Below are 21627 nucleotides of genomic sequence, written 5' to 3' on the forward strand. Positions count from 1 at the left end.
CGGTTTTTTCTTGCAGTCAAGGCTGTGGTACAATCATTGTGAATATATGTACAGCCACACGCTTGAGCTAGCTGGCTTTGATTTTTGTTTTAAGTAATATACGTTGAGTAAACAAATGATGAAAAAAACATTAGCATTATGTGTCGTAGCAGCCTTTTTAGGTGGTTGTTCATCTTTGGATATGCCTAAAAAGCGTGGCAATAAGGAAATAAAGCCGGTACAAGTAGTGGATGGTGCTGCTGCAAGTGCTGAATACCGTTTAGCCGGCAGTCACTGGTCTGATGTGGCCAAAATCCGTGATGAGGCTACCCGCTTAAGTTTTCAGGTTTCTCAGGGCAGTATCACCAAGGTTCAGGCTGCGCAGTTGCTTGATCAGTTCCGCATAGCTCAGGTAGGGCATAATATGGTAGACGATGATATGTATGCCATTTATTTGCGTAGTGCTGTACAAAGCCAGCAAGGTTCAATTGATACGGCGCAGTCCAAAGCTTATATTCAGAATGCCTTGGCTGGCTGGCAGCAGCGCTGGCCGGTAATGCGTACCAAACCGGCCAATCCGGCATTTACCAACTTCCTGATGGAAGTGATGAATATGAAGCCGTTGCAATAATAATTGTGTATGTATAAAAATACCCTGCCTGTTCAAGTTGGCAGGGTATTTTTTGCTCAAATTCTTTTACGCCCAGAATAAGTCGCAGCATTTGCACACAAAAAAACAGGCAGCCTGTAGGGCTGCCTGCTGCAAAATACCGATTAAACGATTTCGGCTTTTTCAATAATGACATTTTCAACCGGAACGTCCTGATGGCCGCCATGATTGCCGGTTTTAACGCCTTTGATTTGATCAACCACATCCTGTCCTTCGACTACTTTGCCGAATACAGCATAGCCCCAGCCGTGTAAATCCGGTTTGGTGTGATTGAGGAAATCATTGTCTTTCACATTGATAAAAAACTGCGCACTGGCTGAATGGGGCTGCATGGTACGAGCCATGGCAATGGTATAACGATCATTTTTCAGACCATTATTGGCTTCGTTTTCAATCGGCTCATGCGTTGGTTTCTGTTGCATGTCTTTGTCAAAGCCACCGCCCTGAATCATGAAATTATCAATCACGCGATGAAAAATTGTGCCATCGTAAAAGCCTTCACGCACATAACGTTCGAAGTTTGCAGCGGTTTTAGGCGCTTTGTCATGGTCAAGTTCGATGCCGATAACGCCAAAATTGGTAGTTAATTTAATCATTGGTATCTCCTGATGGGAGTGAAACAAAAAAGTTTGCAGTGTTGTCTGCAACGGTTAGCTTGCATTGTGCATAGCGGTAACGTAGTCGACTTCTTCTTTACTGCCTAGTACAACGGCCACACGCTGGTGCAATCCTTCTGGCTGGATATCCAGAATATTCTGTCGGGCATTGGTGGCCGCACCCTGTGCCTGCTCAATCAGCAGACTCATTGGATTGGCTTCATACATTAAACGCAGTTTGCCCGGCTTGTCGGGATTACGCTGATCCTGCGGATAGGTAAAAATACCGCCGCGAATGAGAATACGATGTACCTCGGCTACCATGGAAGCTACCCAGCGCATATTATAGTCTTTACCACGACAACCGGTTTTGCCGGCCAGTAACTGAGCAATATAGTTTTGCATCGCTGGTTGCCAATGGCGCTGGTTGGACATATTGATGGCAAATTCAGCAGTGGCGGCAGGAATCTGGGGATTTTCCTGAGTTAGCTGAAACTGATTCTGCTCATTAAGGGTAAACATGGCTATGCCATGTTTCAATGTCAGCACCAGAATGGTTTGTGGCCCATACAGTACATAACCACTGGCCAGCTGCTGCCGGCCGGGCTGTAAAAAGCTTTCAGTAGTGAGGGTGCCGTCTGGTTTGGCCAATACTGAAAAAATGGTGCCGATGGATATATTAACGTCTATATTGGAGCTACCGTCCAGCGGGTCGAATAACACCAGAAACCGGCCATCATTACTGGTTGTAACAAATGAATCTTCTTCTTCACTGGCAAGGCCAGCAATAGCCGGATTGGCTGACAGGATGTCAATCATGATCTGATTGGATAGTACATCCAGTTTTTTCTGCTCTTCTCCCTGAATGTTGCCTGTATGTGCACTGCCCAGAATGTTATCCAGCGCACCCAAACGGATTTCGCGGTTGATGTTCAGACATGCCTGACTGATGCTGGTGATGACTTCAGGTAAAAACGGTGTAACAGCATAGTTTTGTTGTTGCTGTTGCAGATAATCAGACAGTAAAACGGACATGCAAATACTCCCTTTTAAAATTCGGTACCATTATACAATAGCCTTGTCAGCCAGACTGAAAAGCCGTTGCAGTCAATCAGGCTGATGTGTTTTGCCTGTGTGAATTCAGGCAATTTTTGATTGCAGGACAAAATGTGCGCTGTCATCCTGAGCCAGTAGCTGTGTCATTGGCGGTAATACTTCAGCCAGTAGCTGCGGTAAAGAGTAGGGCGGATTGATGATGAACATGCCGCTGCCGTGCATACCAAAGCCATCTGGGCGCGGCGCATGGACATAGAGTTCTGCCTGAACGAAATTATCTGGAACCAGTTTTTGCAGATTTTGTGGCAGTTTCTGGCTTTCTGCGCGACTCAGGCATGGATACCAGACCATATAGCAGCCACTGGAAAATTTTTTCAGTGCAGCTTTAAGCGTATCCACTACCTGCTGATAATCCTGTTTTAATTCATAAGGTGGGTCTATTAATACCACAGCTCGCCGGCTGGGAGGCGGCAGCATCGATAACAGGCCTTTGAATCCATCATCACAGAATACCTGTGCGCGGTTGGGCTGTTTAATGCTACGCATATTACTGCGCAATAGTTCGGCGTCGGCTGGATGTAATTCAAACAACCGCAGACGATCCTGCTCCCGTGCCAGTGCCTGAGCCAGCCATGGGGAACCACAATAATAGTTTTCAGCATCGGGCAGGCAGGCGGTTACTGCCTGACGAAACGGTAGCAGACTGGCGTCCAGACTGGTTGCAGCCAGAATGCGGCCAATCCCTTCACGGTATTCGCCTACTTTCTGTGCTTCATTGCTAATCAGATTATATAGGCCTGCTCCTGCATGGGTATCTATATAGCAATATGGTTTGTCTTTCAGTTTGAAGTATTCCAGTACTGCCATCAGGCAGTAATGTTTGAGAATGTCGGCGTGATTACCGGAGTGAAATGCATGACGATAGCTGAGCATGTGTGAGTGGCTGCTGTAAAAACTGATGAACTTAAACTGTTATTGTACCGAATTTATGTGTATGGGCAAAAAAATCAGCATAAGCAGCATTTACTAAATCTGCTTTCAGATTTATACATAGAGCAAGGAGTAAATCAGTTATGATGTACTGTGATTAATACAATAGTTCTACAAAGAAAGATAAAGGCCATGAGTTACACTCTTTATATTGGTAATAAAAATTATTCCACCTGGTCTATGCGGCCGTGGGTGTTGATGAAGCATTTTCAAATTGTTTTTACCGAACGACTGGTGCGTTTTGACAGCTTTACAGCTGATTCAGTTTTTAAGCAAACCATATTGCCACTGAACCCCTATGGTACCGTGCCGGTTTTAACTGATGATGATTTGGTGGTGAGTGATTCTCTGGCCATTTGTGAATATCTGGCTGAACGGCATCCGCAATTGCCCTTATGGCCACAAGATTATAAAGCACGTGCCAAAGCCAGAAGTGTGGTAGCTAAAATGCATAATGGGTTTAATCATATACGCCGGCATTTTCCAATGAATATTGAGGCGGTGCTACCAGAAATTGGCCAGATTGTGCTGCGAGATTTTCCTGCTGTAAAACAGGAAATCGATTTTCTCGATCAGCATTTGTCATCACTGCTTGCTGCATCGGCGGGAAAATATCTGTTTGGAGAGTTCAGTATTGCTGATGCTTTTTATGCTCCGATGTGTTTAAGGTTAAAAGGTTTCCAGATTCACACTTCAGAAGTACTGGCCAATTATATTAATACTCTGTGTGCTACTGAGGCTGTAGTAGCATGGATTGCTCAGGCACTTGAAGAAAAAGATTTCATTGCCATGGATGAACCTTATCGTATTGCGCGCTGAAACTTCATGTTCTGATAATAGTGAAGGGTGGTGCTGGTAGCCAGATTCAGTTTAGGCCACCAGCAGGAATTTTATCTATTCAGACTGCTTTTAATTTCCAAAGCCAGTTGCGGATTCCACATGGCACCGGTAGCACTCATTACTGCATCGGCTCCGGCTGAGCGGTAAGCCTGAGAATGTGCTGCACTGCTTACTCCGCCAACACCAATAATCGCAAAATGATTATTCAGGCGAGTTCTTAATCTGGCCAGACGATCTACCATTTCCAGCCCCGCCCAGCGAATGGCCTCACCGCAGACACCACCAGTAGGACGATCCAGCCCCAGCGCAGGTTCACCATTTGCTGTAACTGGTCTGGCTGATAAGGTATTAATCGTACTGTAACCATCAACAATGCCATCCAGCTTGCTTAAAAGCGGGAAGATAGCATCGTCATCGGCAAAGTAGGCCAGTTTCAGAAACAGCGGCTTATCAGGTACAGCGTTTCTGATTTCTTTGGCTATCCGTTCTACTTTATCAAAATCAAAACACAATAATTTGTTTACGCCCTCGTTTGGACAGCTTAAATTGGCCTCTAAAATCGGTGCAGCAGTTTCGTCTACCAGGCGTGCAGCACAGGCATAATCTTTTTCTATGCTGGCCTCATTGCCGGCAGTGCCCTGAAAACTGCCGATAACATATTGGCCTTTTTGCGCAGCATTAACAGCATCAGCCAAATCAGGTTGCCAGATATCGGGATTAAATGAAGGTACACCGAAGGAATTGGTGATAGACAAAGGTGCTGTGTAGTTTGTATCGGCCAGTACCGTATCAATGTTGGCTGACAATTGACCAGCAGGATGAATGGAAAGCACATTGGGTAAGGGATGGCTGGCCTGAGCGCGGGTGCGCACGGTTTTATAAACACATAAATCGAAACCATGGTTGAATGCAGCTTTGATAAAGTTGGCATTCAATAACGGCCCAGCAGGGATGCCAAAGGGCAGGTTAACTTCCAGATTGAGAAAGCGCTCAGTATGCTTATTTTGTCCTATGGATGGTGCTGCATTACTGAAATCACCAAACGGGCCATGCTGATAGTTGTCTTCGTAGCTTAATAAGGGGTTATAAAACGGGATTAGATTAGTTTGCATTGTTATTCCTGACAGTCTGGTTTAAATTTCCTGTGTTGGCCTATGCATGTAGGCTATAAAGTGCTGCAATCGCTATGGATATGGTTACGACAAAATATCAGTACCTAATTCATGGGCAGAATACACAGTTTGTTCTGGTGCAAAAAAAGCTACAAGCAGTATGTAGCTTTTGAATATTCGGAACAAGCCAAATTTTAGCCAGAATGCGTGTATATCACGTTTTAAAGTGAAATAAGATTTAAATTAACTTAGCTCAGAAGTACAGTTCGGGCAGCGCTTGGCTTCTAGCGGAATTTCGGTACAGCATTGTGGGCACTGTTTAGTCGTGGTTTTAGGCGGGGGATTTTTATGCAGCTTATTAATTGCTTTAACAACCATAAAAATGGCGAAGCCTACAATAATTAGGCTGATAACGGTGTTAATAAATAAGCCAATATTCAGTGTTACCGCTCCCGCAGCCTGTGCAGCACCAAGTGTTTCATAGGGGCCGGGCGATTTTGGGCCATTGCGCAAAGTAAAAAACAGATTAGAAAAATCCACTCCGCCAATCAGTAACCCTATCGGTGGCATAATCACATTATCTACTAGTGATTTCACCATATTGGTAAAAGCCGTACCCACTACCATACCGACAGCCAGATCGATTACATTACCACGCAATAAAAAAGCTTTAAACTGTTCAAAAAACTTCATGCCTGCCTCCATGGTTGGAATAAAATGAAATACTTGGTTTCATGGTAGCGCGATTATGCAAGTGGGCAAGCCTGAGCAGGGTTATGCAATGTAAAAATAATAAAAGCTGCCTGAACGGGAATGCAGGCAGCTTTGAATAGAGCGTTGTGAATCAGCTATTATGCGTGCTAACCAAATCTTCTGGTACACCAAGAGCATTAATGTTGTAGCCACCATCAACATAGGTGATTTCACCGGTGATGCCAGAAGCCAGATCGGATAACAGAAAAGCAGCAGTATTACCCACTTCTTCAATGGTGATATTGCGGCGAATCGGATTTTGTGCTGAAACATGCGTCAGCAGGCGGCTGAAATTGGCAATGCCGGAGGCAGCCAGTGTTTTAATCGGGCCGGCTGAAATACCATTACAGCGAATACCTTCCTCTCCCAGACAGGCCGCAGTAAAGCGGATACCGGCTTCCAGTGAAGCCTTGGCCATACCCATCACATTGTAATTGGGAATAGCACGTACAGCACCCAGATAGGTAAGTGCCAGAATAGAGCTGTTATGGCCACTCATTAACGGTCGTGCAGCTTTAGCCAGTGCAGGCAGACTATAGGCTGATACTTCGTGAGCAGTCATAAATGCTTCACGGGTAATGCTGTCCAGAAAATCTCCGTTTAAAGCTTCTTTCGGTGCAAAAGCAATGGCGTGTACCAGTCCGTCCAGCTGTGACCAGCTTTGGCCCAAATCAGCAAATAACTGGTTAATTTCTTCGTCACTCTGTACATCGCAGCGATACACCAGTTCAGAACCGAGGCTGGCCGCCATTTTGCGTACCCGGTCTTCCAGCTTGTCCACTACATAGGTAAAGGCCAGTTCTGCACCCTGTTCATGGCAGGCTTTGGCAATACCATAGGCGATAGAGCGTTCAGAAATCATACCAGTGATGAGGATTTTTTTGCCTTGCAAAAAGCCCATAATTATTATCCTTGAACGTGATTTGTGTTTAGCTTAAAGGTCGCATTATAACTAATATTTACTTTTACGAGAAATGCTTGTATAGAGTAGAAACTTTAAAACCGGCCAGCTAACGTATATTCGGCTGGCCGGTTTTCTGGCAAATAAAACAATCAGCTACTTAATCCGGAGAGGTAATGGTCGGCATCTAGTGCTGCCTGACAGCCTGATGCTGCACTGGTAATGGCCTGACGATATACGTGGTCTTTAACGTCGCCGGCGGCAAATACGCCCGGGATATTGGTAGCACCTGCATTGCCTTCGTTACCGCCTTTGGTGATGAGATAGCCGGTAGCATCCATATCCAGCTGTCCTCTGAAAATCTGGGTATTCGGCTGATGGCCAATGGCAATAAATATGCCGGTTACAGCAACAAGTTCACTTTCATTTTCAGCGTAATTGATACGTACAGCATTAACACCAGTGTCATCACCGAGAATTTCATCTACTGTAGCGTTGAGCTTGAGAATAATTTTGCCTTCTTTTACCCGTTCCCGCAGTTTATCCATCATGATTTTTTCAGCACGGAAACTTTCACGCCGGTGAATAACGGTAACAGTACGCGCGATATTGGCCAGATACAGAGCTTCCTCGATGGCGGTATTACCCCCGCCAACTACGGCTACATCCTGATCTTTATAGAAGAAACCATCACAGGTAGCGCAGGCTGATACTCCTCGGCCCGCAAAAGCTTCTTCACTGGGTAAGCCCAGATATTTTGCTGAAGCACCTGTGGCAATGATTAGTGCGTCGCAGCTATAGCTCCCCATATCACCAGTGAGGGTGAACGGACGATGCTGTAAATCCACCTGATTGATGTGATCGAAAATCATGTTTGTGCCAAAGCGTTCAGCATGTGCCAGAAAACGCTGCATCAGTTCAGGTCCCTGTACACCATTGACATCAGCCGGCCAGTTATCTACTTCAGTTGTTGTCATTAATTGACCACCCTGTGCCATGCCGGTAATTAGAGTAGGCTTTAAGCCGGCACGGGCAGCATAAACGGCAGCGGTATATCCTGCTGGCCCGGAACCGAGAATAATTAAGCGGCTGTGTGTGAGTTCGGTCATGACAATTCCTTATTATTGTAGCAATGTTGTGATGAATAAAGGGTAGTAACTGTACCACAATACCCATCGGGGATTAAATCTTGTGCCACTGATGTGACAGGGCTATGGTTTGCCTGCGGCACAGCAGGGAAGTAAATCTTTAATGATGATTTTCAGCAATGCCATCCAGATGGTATTGCTTGCCACAATAAGGACACTCAATGCTACTGTTGGACTGAATTGGTAAAAACACTCGTGGATGGCCGTTCCAGTTTCCGTTTTCTGAGCCGGTGCATATCAGAGGTAAATCATGTGGGGTAATAGTGGTAACAGACTGGGCAGTACTACTCATCATATTTTCCTTGGTTCAGCTAAAAAGCAATCATATAAAACAGGTCTGATTACGATAAATACATTGTTAATCAGACCTGTTGTCAGGTGGTTAGTCAATATAGGTTAACCAGGATTCATACTTGGCATTTTTGCCATGAACAATTTCAAAATAACGTTGCTGAATCTCTGTGGTTAACGGCCCACGGGCACCACAGCCAATAACACGGCCATCTACTTCACGTATTGGTGTTACTTCCGCAGCAGTACCAGTGAAGAATGCTTCATCAGCACAATAAACTTCGTCACGGGTGATGCGTTTTTCAGAAACAGTTAACTGCATATCGGCGGCAATTGCCATCACAGTACGCCGGGTAATTCCGTCCAGAGCCGCATCCAGTGCAGGGGTATAGAGTTTGCCATCATTCACAATAAAAATGTTTTCACCCGAACCTTCGGCAACAAAACCATTTGAATCCAGCATGATGGCTTCATCGTAGCCATTACGTGTTGCTTCAGTATTGGCCATGATGGAATTCATGTAATTGCCATTGGCTTTGGCTTTAATCATGGTGATATTTGGATGATGGCGGGTAAACGAGCTGATTTGCACGCGAATACCACGCTGCATACCTTCTTCACCCAGATAAGCGCCCCAGGGCCAGGCAGCAACAATTACCTCCACATCATCCTGATCTGGTGCCACACCCAGCTTGTTCGAGCCATAAAAGGCCATTGGGCGGAAATAGCATGAAGCCAGTTTGTTGGCTTTAACCACTTCAATATGCGCCTGATTAATTTGTTCCTGCGAAAACGGCAGGTGCATACCGGTAATTTTGGCTGAATTGAACAGGCGTTTAGTATGATCGTGCAAACGAAAGATGGCTGTTCCATGCTGAGCTTCATAAGCACGTACGCCTTCAAAAACCCCCATGCCATAATGTAATGTGTGGGTTAATACGTGGGTTTGGGCATTTCTCCAGTCAACAAGATTACCATTAAACCAGATAAAACCGTCGCGATCGGCCATAGACATAATAAAACTTCTCCAAAATTAAGACATTAAGCTGCGTGGCCGGAACCCTGTCTTGCAATGGATAGGGCAAGGCAGGGTTGATGACTTGGGCAGTACAGAAAAAATAATGGTAAAAGCAGCCTGTGGTCTTAGCTTTAGCCATGGTTGCCGTTACTTTATGTAAACGTAAATATTATACACTGCCTATTTTACTTGCCAATGCTGAAAACACGGTCAGCTTTTGCTAAAAAGCAGCGAAATCGTTTAAACTGTGCTGCTTCTTGGATAAACTGGCTGGTATCTGGCATATAATTGTTTTTTCAGAAAACGATGCATTACAGGGTGGATAGGCATGAAGATTATTTATACATTAATAAAAATAGTGGTGTTGCTGGCATTTTTATTACTGGCTGTTAGCAACACACAATTGATTGCATTTAATTATCTGCCCGGGCAGATGGTGAATTTACCGTTAATTGTGCTCTTGCTGATATTTTTTATTATCGGTGCTGTTTTTGGCGTTTTCGCCATGTTTGGCCGTTTACTGCGCCTGCGCAGTCAAGTTAATCAGTTGCAGAACCAACTTAATAAACAAGCTAAAGCGGCCAGCCAGACTGTACATGCCGAAAATGTTGTGACAGTTAAACCGGCAGAATCCAGTAATATCAAATAGAGTAGAAGAAAGTAAGCAGTTAGTATGGATAGTAATGATTTCTGGATGTGGCTGGCGCCGGTTATTCTGGCGCTGGTTATTCTGCTACCGGTATTTTTCGCCATGGGCTGGTTTGCTGCACGTGTGGACATGCGTACAGTGCTGAAGCAGGCGAAAGCCATTCCGGAAGGATTTTATAAAAGTCTGGATGCTCTGGTTGAGCGTAAAAGCGCAGTGGCCGTGCGGGAGCTGGCAGAGGTGGTGGACCAGCAAAATGATGCCCGCCAAAGTACTTATGAACTACATCTAACTTTGGGCAAGCTGTATCGCCAGCGTGGTGAAAACGATAAAGCCATTACCTTGCACCAGAGGCTGCTGGAGTTGCCAGAAACCATTGCGGAACGTCGTGATACAGTAATGTTTGAGCTTGGTCAGGACTATCAGGCAGCCGGTCTGGTTGATCGTGCAGAACAGATACTGGTTGGTTTACTTAATGGCAGTAAAGCCAGACAGGCACGGCAGATCCTGCTGAACATTTACCAGCAGGATCGCGACTGGGAGAAAGCCATTAAGCTGGCGGAGGAGCTCAGCACCGGAGATCAGACTTACCAGTTTGAAATTGCCCAGTTTTACTGTGAACTGGCACAATTGGCGCTGTACCAGTCTGAATATAACAAAGCGCGCGAATATATTTTTCAGGCACTGGCCGTAAACCGTAAATGCAGCCGTGCCAATATAATTCTGGGCGATGTAGAGCTGAAACAGCAGAATTATCAGGCTGCTATAGATGCTTATAGTGCAATAGAGAAGCAGAATTATGAATATCTGAGTCTGGTAGGTGAACGCTTGTACGATGCCTATGATGGTTTGCAAAAAGCGGCAGACGGAATTGAAGTATTAATTGGTTTTGCGCAGACTTTTCCGCAGCTGGATTTGTCCGGGGTGATATATGAAAAATCTTTACCGGTCTATGGTGAAGACAGGGCTAGGGAAATTGTTATCGATCTGGTACGGCGCAGACCCACTCTTACCGGAACTTACCGTTTACTCGGGGTATTGCAGACCAATATTAATCCGAGATGGAAAGTTGATGTCGACATGATGCGCTCAGTAGTGGGTATGCAGATGCAGAAATCTGTCATGTACCGCTGCCGCCACTGCCATTTTAAATCACAGGTTTATTTCTGGCACTGTCCGGCCTGCAATAAATGGGAAACATTTACCCCTAACCGTATCGATGTTTAGCCTCCTGATAAGCTTTTAAACAAATAAGCAGCCTCAGTCAGTGAAATTAACTACTCAAATTGAAATTAGAATTTTGGATAATTTGAGTAGTTGCATCTTATATTTAATTGTTAACCCTGAAGAATATGAATCCATTAATGCTTGATAACACCCTGATTAATCAGCCAGCAAAACCTGTGATTGTTGCGCTGGATTTTGCCAGTGCAGAAACAACACTGGATTTTGTGCGCCAGCTAGACCCTAATTTGTGTCAGCTTAAAATCGGCAAGGAGCTGTTTACCGCCACCGGACGCTATCTGGTTGAACAACTGGTATTACAGGGCTATCGGATTTTTCTGGATTTAAAATACCATGATATTCCCAATACCGTTGCTTCTGCCTGTAAGGTAGCTGCTGATATGGGGGTATGGATGGTGGACATGCATGCTTCCGGAGGGCGCAGAATGATGGAAGCGGCCGCAGAAGCTGTAAGCAATTGTAGCCAGCCACCATTATTGATTGCGGTAACAGTTTTAACCAGCATGACTCAGGCAGAACTGGCTGAAACTGGTATAAACACCCCCATAGACGAAGTGGTATTACGTCTGGCAGAACTTACCCGGCAATCAGGACTGGATGGTGTGGTGTGTTCTGCGCAGGAAGCTTCCTTATTGCGCCAGCAACTGGGAGAAGAATTTTTACTGGTTACACCCGGCATCCGCCTGCACAATACAATTGAAGATGACCAGCGCCGTATTATGACACCTAAAGCTGCTCTGGCTGCTGGTAGCAGCTATCTGGTAATGGGACGGCCGATTACCCAAAGTGAAAACCCCGCCGGGATATTGCAACAAATCAATAATGGCCTGATTTAGGCTGGGATACATCAATGTAAAAATGCCTGCTATCAGTATACGCTAGCAGGCATTTTATATAATTAGCTGATACTGATTAGCCAGTTAGTTGTTTGCTAATCAGTTTTTTCACTGGTGGCAAGTTATTGCTGATGCGTAATACCAATGATCGCATCAGGCGGGCGGGCGGGCTGTCATTGGTAAACAAAGATACCATCGCATTTGTTCCGTGATACAGTACGCGAGTATGTGGCATATGCTGTCTCTGGTACTGTGCCAGTAAGCTTTGACTACCGATATCTTTGCCTTTACGTACGGCTTCATTAACCAGCTTGGCTAATATGCTCACACCACTCAATCCCAGATTAAAACCATGTGCAGTTACCGGATGCATGCCGACAGCAACGTCACCAATCAAAGCACTGCGCTGGGCATAAAATGCGTTGGCATGAACACCGACTAGCGGATAATGATGAATGGTGCTAACCAGATGCATGTCACCAAGTTTGCCCTTTAGCTGTCTGGTAATATCTGCTGCAAGCTGCGCAGGAGACATGGCCAGTATTGCGCCGGCGTGTTCATTATTAATCGTTATTACACAGTTAGTGAGATTTTCTTCCAGAGGCAGCAGAGCAAGCGTGCGGCCATAATGAAAACATTCCAGAGCAGTATGCTGATTACTCAAGGTATGGCGCATACGGAAAACAATAACAGTACGCCCGAAATCATGAATCTGGGCAGAAATACCTAACTGGCGGCGTGTATTGGAAAAACGACTGTCAGCGGCAACCAGCAGCTTTCCGCTGAGAATCTGGCCATTATCCAGAGTGGCTTCAATCCGATTGGCTGCTTCATTTTTCACATTAATAATGCTGTGCCCGGCTATGAAACAGACATTGTTAAATGGTTGTACTGCTTCATAGGCAGCACGCCGGATATGATGATTACTGATAAGAAAGCCCAGTGAGCTGGCGGGTTTGCCTCGTGCCATAGTCGGCTGTTCGAAATGCAGCTGATAATTGGAGTAGCCGTTGATTACTTTGGCATCACGCAAGGGATAAATCTCATCAGCTGGAATTTTGTTCCACATATCCAGTTGTTGCATCAATTCCTTGGAATAATGTGTCAGAGCGATTTCCCTGCCATCAAAAGGTGGTTGTGCCAGCGTAGCCAGTTCCTGTTTTTCTACCACGGTAATTGATAGTCCTGAGGGAGCCAGTGCACGTGCCAGACTCAAGCCGGCAGGACCGGCGCCAACAATAATGACATCAGTTTCTTTGCCTGAGCATGGAGACACATTATTTGCCGTCATAAAATCTATTCCTGAATAAATATATCCAATACTGCGTTAGGATAACTGAAAATCGGCATGAATCCTATCTTCATCGGTCAGAAAATTAATAAATGTCAAGCTTAGCGCACAGTTTGCGGCTCTGTTAAAATCATGGAAATGGTATTTATATGTGAATGGTTACACACATGGCTAAAAACTCATTTCAGGATCAATTGCAGCAACTGGGTAAACAGGCCAAAGCCAGACGTCTGGCCACAGAACAGCAGCAGGCCAAAGCAGCACAAAAGCGCCAGACAGATATTAGTTTTACAGAAGTAATGGGTAAAGATGTCATTCCATTAAAAGCAAGAAATCAGTTTCAGCACCCGCGCGACAATACTCCGATTAAATTACGCCCGCGGCAGGAAGAAACGCTGGACAGTGCCAGCTATTTTTACATCGGTGAAAATCAGCACGATGCAGCACCGATGGTATTCAGTAAAAATGGCCGTGGTAAGGCTGATATCCAGCGTTTACAGGCTAAACACTGGCCGATTGTGGCTTATGTTGATTTACATGGCTACCGCCAGGAAGAAGCACAGCAGGTGCTAAATGAATTTATTGATTATATTCAACAATATGGTGTGGTTGGTGAGATAGTCCATGGCAGTGGACTGGGTTCCAGAGACTTTCAGCCGGTTTTAAAAACACTGGTACGGCGCTGGCTGATGGCTCATCCGGAGGTACTGGCCTATGCGCAGCCCAATGAGCGCAATGATGGTGCTGTGTATGTACTGGTTAAAAAGAAACACCGTACAAAGGAGTGGGAATAATTTATTCTCAAATTAACAGTATTAAAATCTTAAAGCTTAAGGCAAAATAAACAAAATATCAGGTTGAGCAAAACAGATGCACATGTGCAAAAATTGATAAAGCACAAACTGTAATAGCTAATTCTGACAATAAACCAAACAGGTTATTTTGAATCAGTATGAAAATCTGTATTAGCTTTTCTTTAAACCAGTCAGAGCGATATTATGCGTAGTAGTGTGGCCAAATGGTTGCAGCATATAAGGCAAAAAATGCCTACTCAGGCATCATTGTTTGCTTCACCATGGTTTAAACTTTTTGCTCGCTGGTTTAATCACCCGTATTTCTGGCAGCTAAACCGTGAGCGTGCAGCTTCGGCTGTGGCAGTAGGGATGTTTTGCGGGCTGATGCCCGGGCCAACGCAAATGCTCACCGCTTTGCTTGTTGCTTATGTTATGCGCACACATTTACCACTGGCATTGCTGACTACGCTTTATACCAACCCACTAACTTATATACCTTTATATTATTGTGCCTATCAGATTGGAGCCGGATTAATGGATGGCCAGTGGGGACAGGAAATGCCTGCCTTGCCTGATTTTACTATGAGCCATCTGGGAGCAGAGCTGTGGCAGTGGCTAATCCGTTTTGGCAAGCCCTTGCTTTTGGGTGTACCGGTGCTGGGCACGATATTGGCTATTGTAGGTTATATTCTGGTTTGGAATGGCTGGCAATGGTTTACCAGCAGGCATACCAACACCAGCGGTCAGAAATAATATTATGCAACGCCCCTTAACACGCAACGAGTTGTATCTGGTTAGAAAAGTTCTGGGTAATGCCGCTGACTGGTCACAGGTGCAGATTGTCAGCGGTGCATGGTGGCTGCTGCATCCGCATGCAGCCATTACCTGTGGTAACAGTATTGTTTTTCCAGCAGCCTACTATGTTGATGATTTTACTCAGGCCAGTTTGAGCCGACAGGCGTGGCTGATTCATGAATTAATGCATGTATGGCAAAGTCAGCATGGTTTTCCAATTATATTTGCTGGTGTCTGTCTGGCATTGAAAGCGGGCTATTATCAGGCACGTGCCTACCATTATCCGCCTTTAAGCACCATAAAAAGCCTTGGGCAGTTGAATATGGAGCAGCAGGCACAGCTAGTACAGGATTATTTTCTGGCACTGGCCGGAGATAAGCGTCACCAACCCTTTCTGGTGCATTTTCGTCGTCTGCTTAAGCCGCTAATCTATCAGCCTGATAATCGTCGTTTACTGCCACATTACTAAACATCCGGCTGTATTGGCCAACGCATCTTGGGTTATCCGGTTAAACTGTTATAATCAGTATTTGATTTTCCTGCCAGAGTGATTCATGTGTGTATTTGAGCGGCTGGGAATTTTAATTAAATTAATGCAATGTATTGTTATAAATAAATAAAATAAAAAATACCATTAAACCTGTTCCGCAATTTCATCACCCTTATGTTCAAAGGGTATTATAGGAAGAGTGCGCCTAATATAGACTTTTTTGGTTATGTTTACACTGGCGTGCCCCAATAATTTACTCGCTTCCTCTTCGCTAGATACAAGCGATTTATCTGTCGCAGATTTAGCGCGTAAATCTCTGAATTGAATCTGCGCCAATTCCTCAGCATGTTCTGGGTGGTTTTGAATAGCAAGGCTACGCGCAATATCAAAACGATACTGTAGGTTGTCCGTTGTCATTTTCCGTTTACGGTTGTTTAAAAATAAAAAGCCACCATGAGGGGCACGGCGCGTAATAATGTCCTGCAATCTTTTTGTAACAACGAATCTAAGGGCATTGCTTGTTTTGTTTTGCTTGATGGTAAGTACCCCTTTTTGAATATGATCGGTGTGGATTTTGGCTGTGTCACAAGGACGCTGCCCAAGCATCATCGCTATCTCCATCGCATCACGCAAATCTTGGCTACCGTATTTATACAGGATGCTATAGATATAATCTTCAACATATACATCCCTTGGCTGTTCTTTATTTCGTTTGATATCTTTTGATGGTGATTCTTTTGATGTATACCCCCAATGAGCAGGGCGGCAATATGTCCATATATGATTAAATAAGGCTATTTCCCTGTTGGCCGCAACCGGCGCCTTGTAACGCCATTTAAAATATTCCCGTATATGGCCTGCATCAATATCTTCTAGGAGTACCGGATTATCACCACCAAAAAATAGTTTTAATCTTTTGGTATGATAAATATTGTTTCGTTGCGTTTTGGGTGCTTTTTTAGGAATGACTTCCAATATGTATCGTTGCAATGCCTGCACAAAAGTGATCTGGTGAGCTTTATCAAGCTTCTGTAGTGACAACTCCGACCATTTTTGGCAGGCTTTCACATAATCATTGCCTAACGGTATTTCTTTACGCGGTTTGCCACCAGTATCGAAGTAATACCACGTCACTATGCCGTTGCGTGTTTTGCGTTTACGTGCGCGCATGCCTGTTGGTAGATTTAAATTAACTGTTGCCTTACGACCCATATAGCCCCCAGTAAAAAGATTAAGTAGAGTTGCTTAGCATAGGTGATTGCCAGCGTGTTTTGATTTGGCCATCACCTGAATGCTGCTTTTTATTCCCTAATAGGGCTTGGCGCAATACTATTGGCTCATTTCTTCCATTTAAATGAAAAGGAATACCCTGTTTTCTTAAATGTTCAACCTGCTTGCTTTTGGCTTTATACCCCGTTAATACGATTACCTCTGCTGGTGTCAAAAATTCCGCATAGGGTGATATTTCAGACATGATCTCGCTCATATAAAAAATCTGGCTGATTGCCGGTATGTGTTGTTACGCTGGTGTTAATAAAAAAGCCAGCTAATGCTGACTTGAATCTATTACAAAATCAGAAAACAGATAAATATTAATTTACTACTTCGTAAACATTTGTAGTATTAATTTCCCTATTTTTTTATGTTTTTGTTTTAATTGAATTATGAGTTTTAATTCAACCAGGTCTTCTTTATTAAACATATTTTGAGAAAATAAATCCAGTTCTTCGTATTCGATATTGATCTCTTTGTAGAAATCAATTAGTTCTGTAGCTGATTTTTCTTTACTTGAATCTTTATTTATTTCAAAACCAAGAAATAAAATATCAATGATTAATGCTAAATCATCTTTATTAATTTCATCATCAGCCAGCCACACTACCACTTCTTCCATATTGATAATGAAAGCTTTAACAAATTCCAGAGGCCATCCATTCTTTAATAAAAATGATGCTCCCGAACTTAGCGAAGTGCGTTTGTTACCATCACTGAAGCAATGATTTTTGTTGATTGAAAAAATCAGGTGGACTAGCTTTGATGAAAAAGTTGGATAATACAAATCGTTCTGAATCATTGTTAACGCACTGATTAACAATCCCTCATCACGAATACCCAATAAACCGCCACTAACCAAAATTATTTTATCGTGGTTAGCGATAACCTCATCTTGTTCAAGATAAACTACGGAACTCATTTATCACGTAACCGAATAAATACATTTCTGATACTTGAATCGCTTAATAGATTATCAAAATCCTTATCAAGATTAACTTTTTCCATTCTTTGTTTTCTTTCGTATAAAGATGCCTGAACTACTTTTTCTGCTTGATTAGAAACATTTTTACTAAAATCATTTTCTAATGATTTTAAAAGGTTAAACCTTTTCTCAATATTTTCCATGATAAGCTCCTTATTGATTCTTCATTCTATCATATGATTAAACGAATAATAAAAAGCCAGCATTTAGCTGGCCTCATTTTCTAAATCAACTGTCCAAACAAAAATACTTGCCTCTTTAGCCTGTTTAATGATGTCCTTAGCACCACGGCCATACTTGTCCTTGAAAACCACCAGCATGGCTTGATTCTGGCCATCTTTAGGGGCATTATGGTGCAGGGCGTAATCAATCATCTTTTTATTACGCATATGCCCGCTATAGCTCCCGTGTCGACCAAACAAGGCAGTAAAGCTTTTGGTTTGGATGTTGTGTACTCTTGCCCATTCCCGGGCTAAGTAAACAGCACCGTGAGATATTCCAGAATCAATCAGGGTATCAATAGGCGTACCAGAATGTATTGACAGTAATGTTCTGGCCACAATACGGCGAAAACCATCACCAGAAACGATACAACCACCGCAAACGATAACATTCATGATTTAAGCTGCCTGTTGTTGTTAAGTTTGCTAGGGCTGGGGTAGGTCGGCTGTATTGGTGGGGCGTTATACCAGTCGCAGGATAGGCCTCCGGCCTGATTGCGGTTGTTGTAAACAAGGCAGGTGATTTTGCGTCCATCATGTAAAACAACCTGTGTTTCCACAGTAGTTTCACCAACTCGTTCCGCTTCTTGGCGTTTTATCTCTTCTGCATAATCACAACCAGCAATAAAAAAAGCCACACAAGTGGCTATCAGTGCATTTTTTTCATAATGGTATTTACATTCAAAAAAAGGGGGAAGTTTATTCCCCCATTTGATTTCTAAAACAATGCTAAATTTAATTTATCATGAAGTGCTGTCATGTTTAATTCCTAGCAGTTCCATTATCGTCAGATGCATGTAACTAACATTGCTATTAATCCCGCCTGATAGTGCTGCTAACTTGCTGGTGAATTTCAAAAAGTCTTCTTGGCTTAGCTTATCAGTGATATTATTACTTCTATAGCCGTCAGTTAATTTAGATAACGTTTCCATAATAAACGTTGTTGTTTCTAATGCATGAAAACAATATTCACTAAGATGTTCTAAATCTTTTCTGCTGATCTGTTCTAGCATTTCATCTATACCCTCAACATCCTGTATTATGGCAAGCAACCCAGCGTTATCCATTAAGCAGGCTATTTCATCATGGTGACGGGCGCGAAACTTATCTTCTACTTGCATTGCTATATACTCCTAGTTAATAAATCAATTACATTGATAGGTTGATTGGGTTTTGTGCTCATTGTATCAATTGGATTGTGCAATCCAATAAATAAAGTGACCATTCGAGATTATTGCTATTAAATCCTTTGTTTTTTGCTGGGGTGTGTTGCGTTTTGATGCGCTTTCCAGCCAGTGGCGTCTGATAATGGTTCTGGCATTTCTCAGATGTCCCACGCCGTAATGCGCCTCGGTATTTATTAGAGACGATTTGACAGGAACGATTACCTCATATAGTAGCATACCATATCTTACGACCAGTGCTCCCGTTGGTCTATGCTCCCAGCAAATACGGTTGCCATAAGGGTGATTTTTTAATTCATGAAGATGTATTTTAAGCTTCATGATAACTCCTTTCAATTTGCGTTGCTTTGAACATACTCAGTAACCATTTTTTTAGCTGCTAGTGGCAGATGGCTTAATATCTGGCCTACTGTCTGCTGCTCGTAATGGCCACCTAAAACAATAGCTTTAACAAGCTCATTCGTTACCTTTTTTAGCCAAATATCATATTTTGTATGGTATAGCTGGTAAATGGCTTCACAAGCGACATCTGCCAGCTCATTATTAGCCAACCGTTTTTCTGGTTTTGGTTTTGTTTCCTTGGGGGAATTGCTTAAATCCCATTTAGCAGCCTCTTGTGCCATTTCATCCCAAAATCCAACAGGTTCCGGATTGGTGTTGTTTTCATCGTTCATTGTTAACTCCTTTAATTTTATTTAAATTCAAAAACTAAAGCCCGCTGGTTAGTGGGCTTGAGTTTTTAAACTCGGGTAAGGTGGCAGGTGGTTAGGCACTCACTGCCATCGTGCATATGCTAGAATTGAGTTTCCCAAAACAACCTAGCAAATAGAGGTACTTATCATGAGTAATGATAAAAATAAAATGGCTTATGACCATGCGCCTAAAACACCTGCGCCAATTGGAAATAAGCACGTTCCTAAAACTCCACCCCCGCCACCTCCATGTAATTCACAACGCGGAGGTAATAGTAAAAAGTAAAGGAAAGACTTATGGCTAACTGTGAGCAAACCGAAAACAGCATTGAACTTAGAAAACATTTAAAATTTGAAATTGCTTACTCATTTTGTTATGAGAAAGTAATGTATAAATTTCTAGGAAGACTAGATAAGCTAGCTTCATTTATCCTTTTGCTCACGGGTATGTCTGTAATAGCAACTACTTGGAACGGAGTAATACTCGGTTCCATAGTTGCTGTTGTTACAACTCTTCAGTTAATTTATTCGCCCGGAACCAAATCGCAATCAGCTAAAGAGATTTGCCAAAAGTACTACTCCATTTATCATCATTTTGATGATATGGATAGTGAATCAATCAGAAACAAACTTCTTAATCTTTCTGAAAATGAAACGGATGAGATTGGCATTCTTTCTTATCCCGCCCGCTTATCTGCTCTGGCCATGCTAAATTGGATTCCTGAAAAAAAAATCCCACAAGAACCAAGAAAGCTAACCAGATTAGAGTATCTCGCTGCGCTATTTGCCGGTGAAATACCAGAGTACAGATTTAAAAACTAATATCATTAAGCGAGTAAAGCCAAACAATGAAGCCGACTCGTTAGAATCGGCTTTTTCTTTAGCCTATTAATACATCTATGTGTTTGCACATTCAGATGTAGCTTGTCAAAATTGGTATTTGAAATCGTTCTCATTAATGCCATGTATTGGTACTATAGTTAGCACCTCAAATTGGTATTTCGTATCAATCTCTCACAAATACTGACCACGTGAAAACTTGACCAATAATTTCCATATCTTCTAAGTATGCGGTTTCGTCTTTTCTAGATGAATTGAAGCTGTGGATATTGATAGTATTATCATCGTTCCATGATAATTGTTTTACGTGGAGGCTGCCAGAATGCCTGAATACATAAATTTCATTGTTTATTATTCTTTTTCCGTCTAAGTTGACGCCAACGATAGCGCCATCTGGCAGTACTGGTTCCATGGAATCCCCTTTAATTGTTATGCATACTGCTTTACTGGGCGAGACGCCACATTTCTGCAATGCACTACGCGCTAATGCAATTTGAAATTCACTATTTTCGCTAAATGTTGGTTGTGCAACATTGCTACTCAGCGTTAGTGATTTAATATTTCTGATTGCAGATTGATTCCAATGTAATCCATGTACTCCATTAAGTGCCAATTGATTATTCATGTTCTACTCCTTATAGAAAGCGAATAAGTGGTTAACGGTAGGGGGTCATCAAAATGATGATACCTATCAATGGTGATATTCAAGAATCTTGTTACATCTGTTTAGGATTAAGTTTCTAATAAACAACTTAGAAAATAATCCGTGTGTTGGAACATTCAGATATAAATTATCAAAGTTGGTGTTTGAAGTCGTTCTCCTTTCATAAAGTTCTTTGGATTTTTAGACTTGTCTTGTAACTATCCCCTAAAATAGTACAGTCCCAAAGTAGAAAATTCTCTTCATTAACCCACAGAGGATTTAAACATGAAAAAGATGACTGAACATCAGATCGTATCTATTTTAAAAGAAGCTGAAGCC

The 21627-nt window shown here is 43.0% G+C and carries 30 protein-coding genes; 10 read left to right on the top strand and 20 right to left on the bottom strand.

What is annotated here, in order from left to right; all coding sequences use genetic code 11:
- The first annotated feature begins 118 nt into the window (after positions 1–118).
- Positions 119–610 (top strand): prokaryotic membrane lipolipid attachment site family protein, encoded by a 492-nt coding sequence (locus GYX26_RS08445; protein ID WP_174828877.1) that lies wholly within the window; start codon positions 119–121, stop codon positions 608–610.
- A 143-nt stretch (positions 611–753) separates the two neighbouring features.
- On the opposite strand, the gene GYX26_RS08450 is transcribed toward GYX26_RS08445, so the two are convergent.
- The 3 genes from GYX26_RS08450 to GYX26_RS08460 all read right to left on the bottom strand — a co-directional run bounded on the left by GYX26_RS08450 (position 754) and on the right by GYX26_RS08460 (position 3234).
- Entirely contained in the window at positions 754–1245 is a 492-nt protein-coding gene (locus GYX26_RS08450) for a peptidylprolyl isomerase (RefSeq protein WP_100091355.1), read from the bottom strand.
- A 54-nt stretch (positions 1246–1299) separates the two neighbouring features.
- The gene (locus tag GYX26_RS08455; protein WP_174828878.1) at positions 1300–2280 is read right to left on the bottom strand and encodes a class 1 fructose-bisphosphatase; all 981 of its coding nucleotides are present in this window, start codon (positions 2278–2280) and stop codon (positions 1300–1302) included.
- A 105-nt stretch (positions 2281–2385) separates the two neighbouring features.
- Positions 2386–3234 carry a 23S rRNA (adenine(2030)-N(6))-methyltransferase RlmJ gene (locus GYX26_RS08460; protein ID WP_174828879.1) on the bottom strand — a complete coding sequence of 283 codons (849 nt, stop codon included), beginning with the start codon at positions 3232–3234 and terminating at the stop codon, positions 2386–2388.
- Positions 3235–3423: 189 nt separating this feature from the next.
- Here GYX26_RS08460 and GYX26_RS08465 point away from each other — a divergent pair, with 189 nt between their 5' ends.
- Positions 3424–4110 (top strand): glutathione S-transferase family protein, encoded by a 687-nt coding sequence (locus GYX26_RS08465; RefSeq protein WP_174828880.1) that lies wholly within the window; start codon positions 3424–3426, stop codon positions 4108–4110.
- 71 nt (positions 4111–4181) lie between these two features.
- On the opposite strand, the gene GYX26_RS08470 is transcribed toward GYX26_RS08465, so the two are convergent.
- The 6 genes from GYX26_RS08470 to GYX26_RS08495 all read right to left on the bottom strand — a co-directional run bounded on the left by GYX26_RS08470 (position 4182) and on the right by GYX26_RS08495 (position 9351).
- On the bottom strand, positions 4182–5243 hold the full coding sequence (locus GYX26_RS08470; protein ID WP_174828881.1) for a dihydroorotate oxidase: 1062 nt from the start codon (positions 5241–5243) through the stop codon (positions 4182–4184).
- Positions 5244–5486: 243 nt separating this feature from the next.
- The gene (mscL, locus tag GYX26_RS08475) at positions 5487–5936 is read right to left on the bottom strand and encodes a large conductance mechanosensitive channel protein MscL (RefSeq protein WP_174828882.1); all 450 of its coding nucleotides are present in this window, start codon (positions 5934–5936) and stop codon (positions 5487–5489) included.
- 151 nt (positions 5937–6087) lie between these two features.
- Positions 6088–6897, bottom strand: a complete 810-nt coding sequence (gene fabI / locus GYX26_RS08480) for an enoyl-ACP reductase FabI (protein WP_174828883.1) — start codon at positions 6895–6897, stop codon at positions 6088–6090.
- Positions 6898–7049: 152 nt separating this feature from the next.
- Positions 7050–8006: a thioredoxin-disulfide reductase gene (gene trxB / locus GYX26_RS08485; protein ID WP_174828884.1), complete on the bottom strand. Its 957-nt coding sequence runs from the start codon at positions 8004–8006 to the stop codon at positions 7050–7052.
- A 139-nt stretch (positions 8007–8145) separates the two neighbouring features.
- On the bottom strand, positions 8146–8337 hold the full coding sequence (locus tag GYX26_RS08490) for a zinc-finger domain-containing protein (RefSeq protein ID WP_100113193.1): 192 nt from the start codon (positions 8335–8337) through the stop codon (positions 8146–8148).
- A gap of 90 nt (positions 8338–8427) precedes the next feature.
- A complete protein-coding gene (locus GYX26_RS08495; protein WP_174828885.1) occupies positions 8428–9351 on the bottom strand; it encodes a branched-chain amino acid transaminase in 924 nt (307 codons plus the stop codon).
- A 331-nt stretch (positions 9352–9682) separates the two neighbouring features.
- On the opposite strand from GYX26_RS08495, the gene GYX26_RS08500 reads away from it, so the two are divergent.
- The 3 genes from GYX26_RS08500 (at position 9683) to pyrF (ending at position 12081) form a co-directional block, all read left to right on the top strand.
- Positions 9683–10003 (top strand): lipopolysaccharide assembly LapA domain-containing protein, encoded by a 321-nt coding sequence (locus GYX26_RS08500; protein ID WP_100113195.1) that lies wholly within the window; start codon positions 9683–9685, stop codon positions 10001–10003.
- 24 nt (positions 10004–10027) lie between these two features.
- The gene (gene lapB, locus GYX26_RS08505) at positions 10028–11227 is read left to right on the top strand and encodes a lipopolysaccharide assembly protein LapB (RefSeq protein WP_174828886.1); all 1200 of its coding nucleotides are present in this window, start codon (positions 10028–10030) and stop codon (positions 11225–11227) included.
- Between the two features lie 125 nt (positions 11228–11352).
- Positions 11353–12081: an orotidine-5'-phosphate decarboxylase gene (gene pyrF, locus GYX26_RS08510; RefSeq protein WP_100113197.1), complete on the top strand. Its 729-nt coding sequence runs from the start codon at positions 11353–11355 to the stop codon at positions 12079–12081.
- Between the two features lie 76 nt (positions 12082–12157).
- Here pyrF and ubiM read toward each other — a convergent pair whose 3' ends face one another.
- On the bottom strand, positions 12158–13372 hold the full coding sequence (gene ubiM, locus GYX26_RS08515; protein WP_174828887.1) for a 5-demethoxyubiquinol-8 5-hydroxylase UbiM: 1215 nt from the start codon (positions 13370–13372) through the stop codon (positions 12158–12160).
- A 167-nt stretch (positions 13373–13539) separates the two neighbouring features.
- On the opposite strand from ubiM, the gene GYX26_RS08520 reads away from it, so the two are divergent.
- The 3 genes from GYX26_RS08520 to GYX26_RS08530 all read left to right on the top strand — a co-directional run bounded on the left by GYX26_RS08520 (position 13540) and on the right by GYX26_RS08530 (position 15430).
- Positions 13540–14166 carry a Smr/MutS family protein gene (locus GYX26_RS08520; protein WP_100089791.1) on the top strand — a complete coding sequence of 209 codons (627 nt, stop codon included), beginning with the start codon at positions 13540–13542 and terminating at the stop codon, positions 14164–14166.
- Positions 14167–14370: 204 nt separating this feature from the next.
- Positions 14371–14919, top strand: a complete 549-nt coding sequence (locus GYX26_RS08525) for a DUF2062 domain-containing protein (protein WP_174828888.1) — start codon at positions 14371–14373, stop codon at positions 14917–14919.
- A 4-nt stretch (positions 14920–14923) separates the two neighbouring features.
- Positions 14924–15430 (top strand): DUF4157 domain-containing protein, encoded by a 507-nt coding sequence (locus GYX26_RS08530; RefSeq protein WP_174828889.1) that lies wholly within the window; start codon positions 14924–14926, stop codon positions 15428–15430.
- 165 nt (positions 15431–15595) lie between these two features.
- Here GYX26_RS08530 and GYX26_RS08535 read toward each other — a convergent pair whose 3' ends face one another.
- The 9 genes from GYX26_RS08535 to GYX26_RS08575 form a co-directional block, all read right to left on the bottom strand.
- Positions 15596–16663 carry a tyrosine-type recombinase/integrase gene (locus tag GYX26_RS08535; protein ID WP_174828890.1) on the bottom strand — a complete coding sequence of 356 codons (1068 nt, stop codon included), beginning with the start codon at positions 16661–16663 and terminating at the stop codon, positions 15596–15598.
- A 19-nt stretch (positions 16664–16682) separates the two neighbouring features.
- A complete protein-coding gene (locus tag GYX26_RS08540) occupies positions 16683–16925 on the bottom strand; it encodes a DUF4224 domain-containing protein (RefSeq protein WP_174828891.1) in 243 nt (80 codons plus the stop codon).
- A gap of 126 nt (positions 16926–17051) precedes the next feature.
- A complete protein-coding gene (locus GYX26_RS08545) occupies positions 17052–17645 on the bottom strand; it encodes a type II toxin-antitoxin system death-on-curing family toxin (RefSeq protein WP_174828892.1) in 594 nt (197 codons plus the stop codon).
- Complete coding sequence (locus GYX26_RS08550) at positions 17642–17851, bottom strand: hypothetical protein (RefSeq protein ID WP_174828893.1); 210 nt, start codon at positions 17849–17851, stop codon at positions 17642–17644. The genes GYX26_RS08545 and GYX26_RS08550 overlap by 4 nt, the downstream gene beginning before the upstream one ends.
- Positions 17852–17914: 63 nt before the next feature.
- Positions 17915–18325, bottom strand: a complete 411-nt coding sequence (locus tag GYX26_RS08555) for an SLOG family protein (RefSeq protein ID WP_174828894.1) — start codon at positions 18323–18325, stop codon at positions 17915–17917.
- Complete coding sequence (locus GYX26_RS08560) at positions 18322–18567, bottom strand: hypothetical protein (RefSeq protein WP_174828895.1); 246 nt, start codon at positions 18565–18567, stop codon at positions 18322–18324. The genes GYX26_RS08555 and GYX26_RS08560 overlap by 4 nt, the downstream gene beginning before the upstream one ends.
- A gap of 105 nt (positions 18568–18672) precedes the next feature.
- A complete protein-coding gene (locus tag GYX26_RS08565) occupies positions 18673–19050 on the bottom strand; it encodes a hypothetical protein (RefSeq protein WP_174828896.1) in 378 nt (125 codons plus the stop codon).
- A gap of 66 nt (positions 19051–19116) precedes the next feature.
- Complete coding sequence (locus GYX26_RS08570) at positions 19117–19434, bottom strand: hypothetical protein (protein ID WP_174828897.1); 318 nt, start codon at positions 19432–19434, stop codon at positions 19117–19119.
- A gap of 11 nt (positions 19435–19445) precedes the next feature.
- On the bottom strand, positions 19446–19787 hold the full coding sequence (locus tag GYX26_RS08575; RefSeq protein ID WP_174828898.1) for a hypothetical protein: 342 nt from the start codon (positions 19785–19787) through the stop codon (positions 19446–19448).
- A gap of 166 nt (positions 19788–19953) precedes the next feature.
- Here GYX26_RS08575 and GYX26_RS08580 point away from each other — a divergent pair, with 166 nt between their 5' ends.
- Entirely contained in the window at positions 19954–20091 is a 138-nt protein-coding gene (locus GYX26_RS08580) for a hypothetical protein (protein ID WP_174828899.1), read from the top strand.
- A gap of 11 nt (positions 20092–20102) precedes the next feature.
- The gene (locus tag GYX26_RS08585) at positions 20103–20627 is read left to right on the top strand and encodes a hypothetical protein (protein WP_174828900.1); all 525 of its coding nucleotides are present in this window, start codon (positions 20103–20105) and stop codon (positions 20625–20627) included.
- 184 nt (positions 20628–20811) lie between these two features.
- On the opposite strand, the gene GYX26_RS08590 is transcribed toward GYX26_RS08585, so the two are convergent.
- On the bottom strand, positions 20812–21270 hold the full coding sequence (locus GYX26_RS08590) for a helix-turn-helix transcriptional regulator (protein WP_174828901.1): 459 nt from the start codon (positions 21268–21270) through the stop codon (positions 20812–20814).
- Between the last annotated feature and the right edge of the window lie 357 nt (positions 21271–21627).

The sequence above is a fragment of the Snodgrassella sp. ESL0253 genome (assembly GCF_013344965.1).
Taxonomy (GTDB): domain Bacteria; phylum Pseudomonadota; class Gammaproteobacteria; order Burkholderiales; family Neisseriaceae; genus Snodgrassella; species Snodgrassella alvi_B.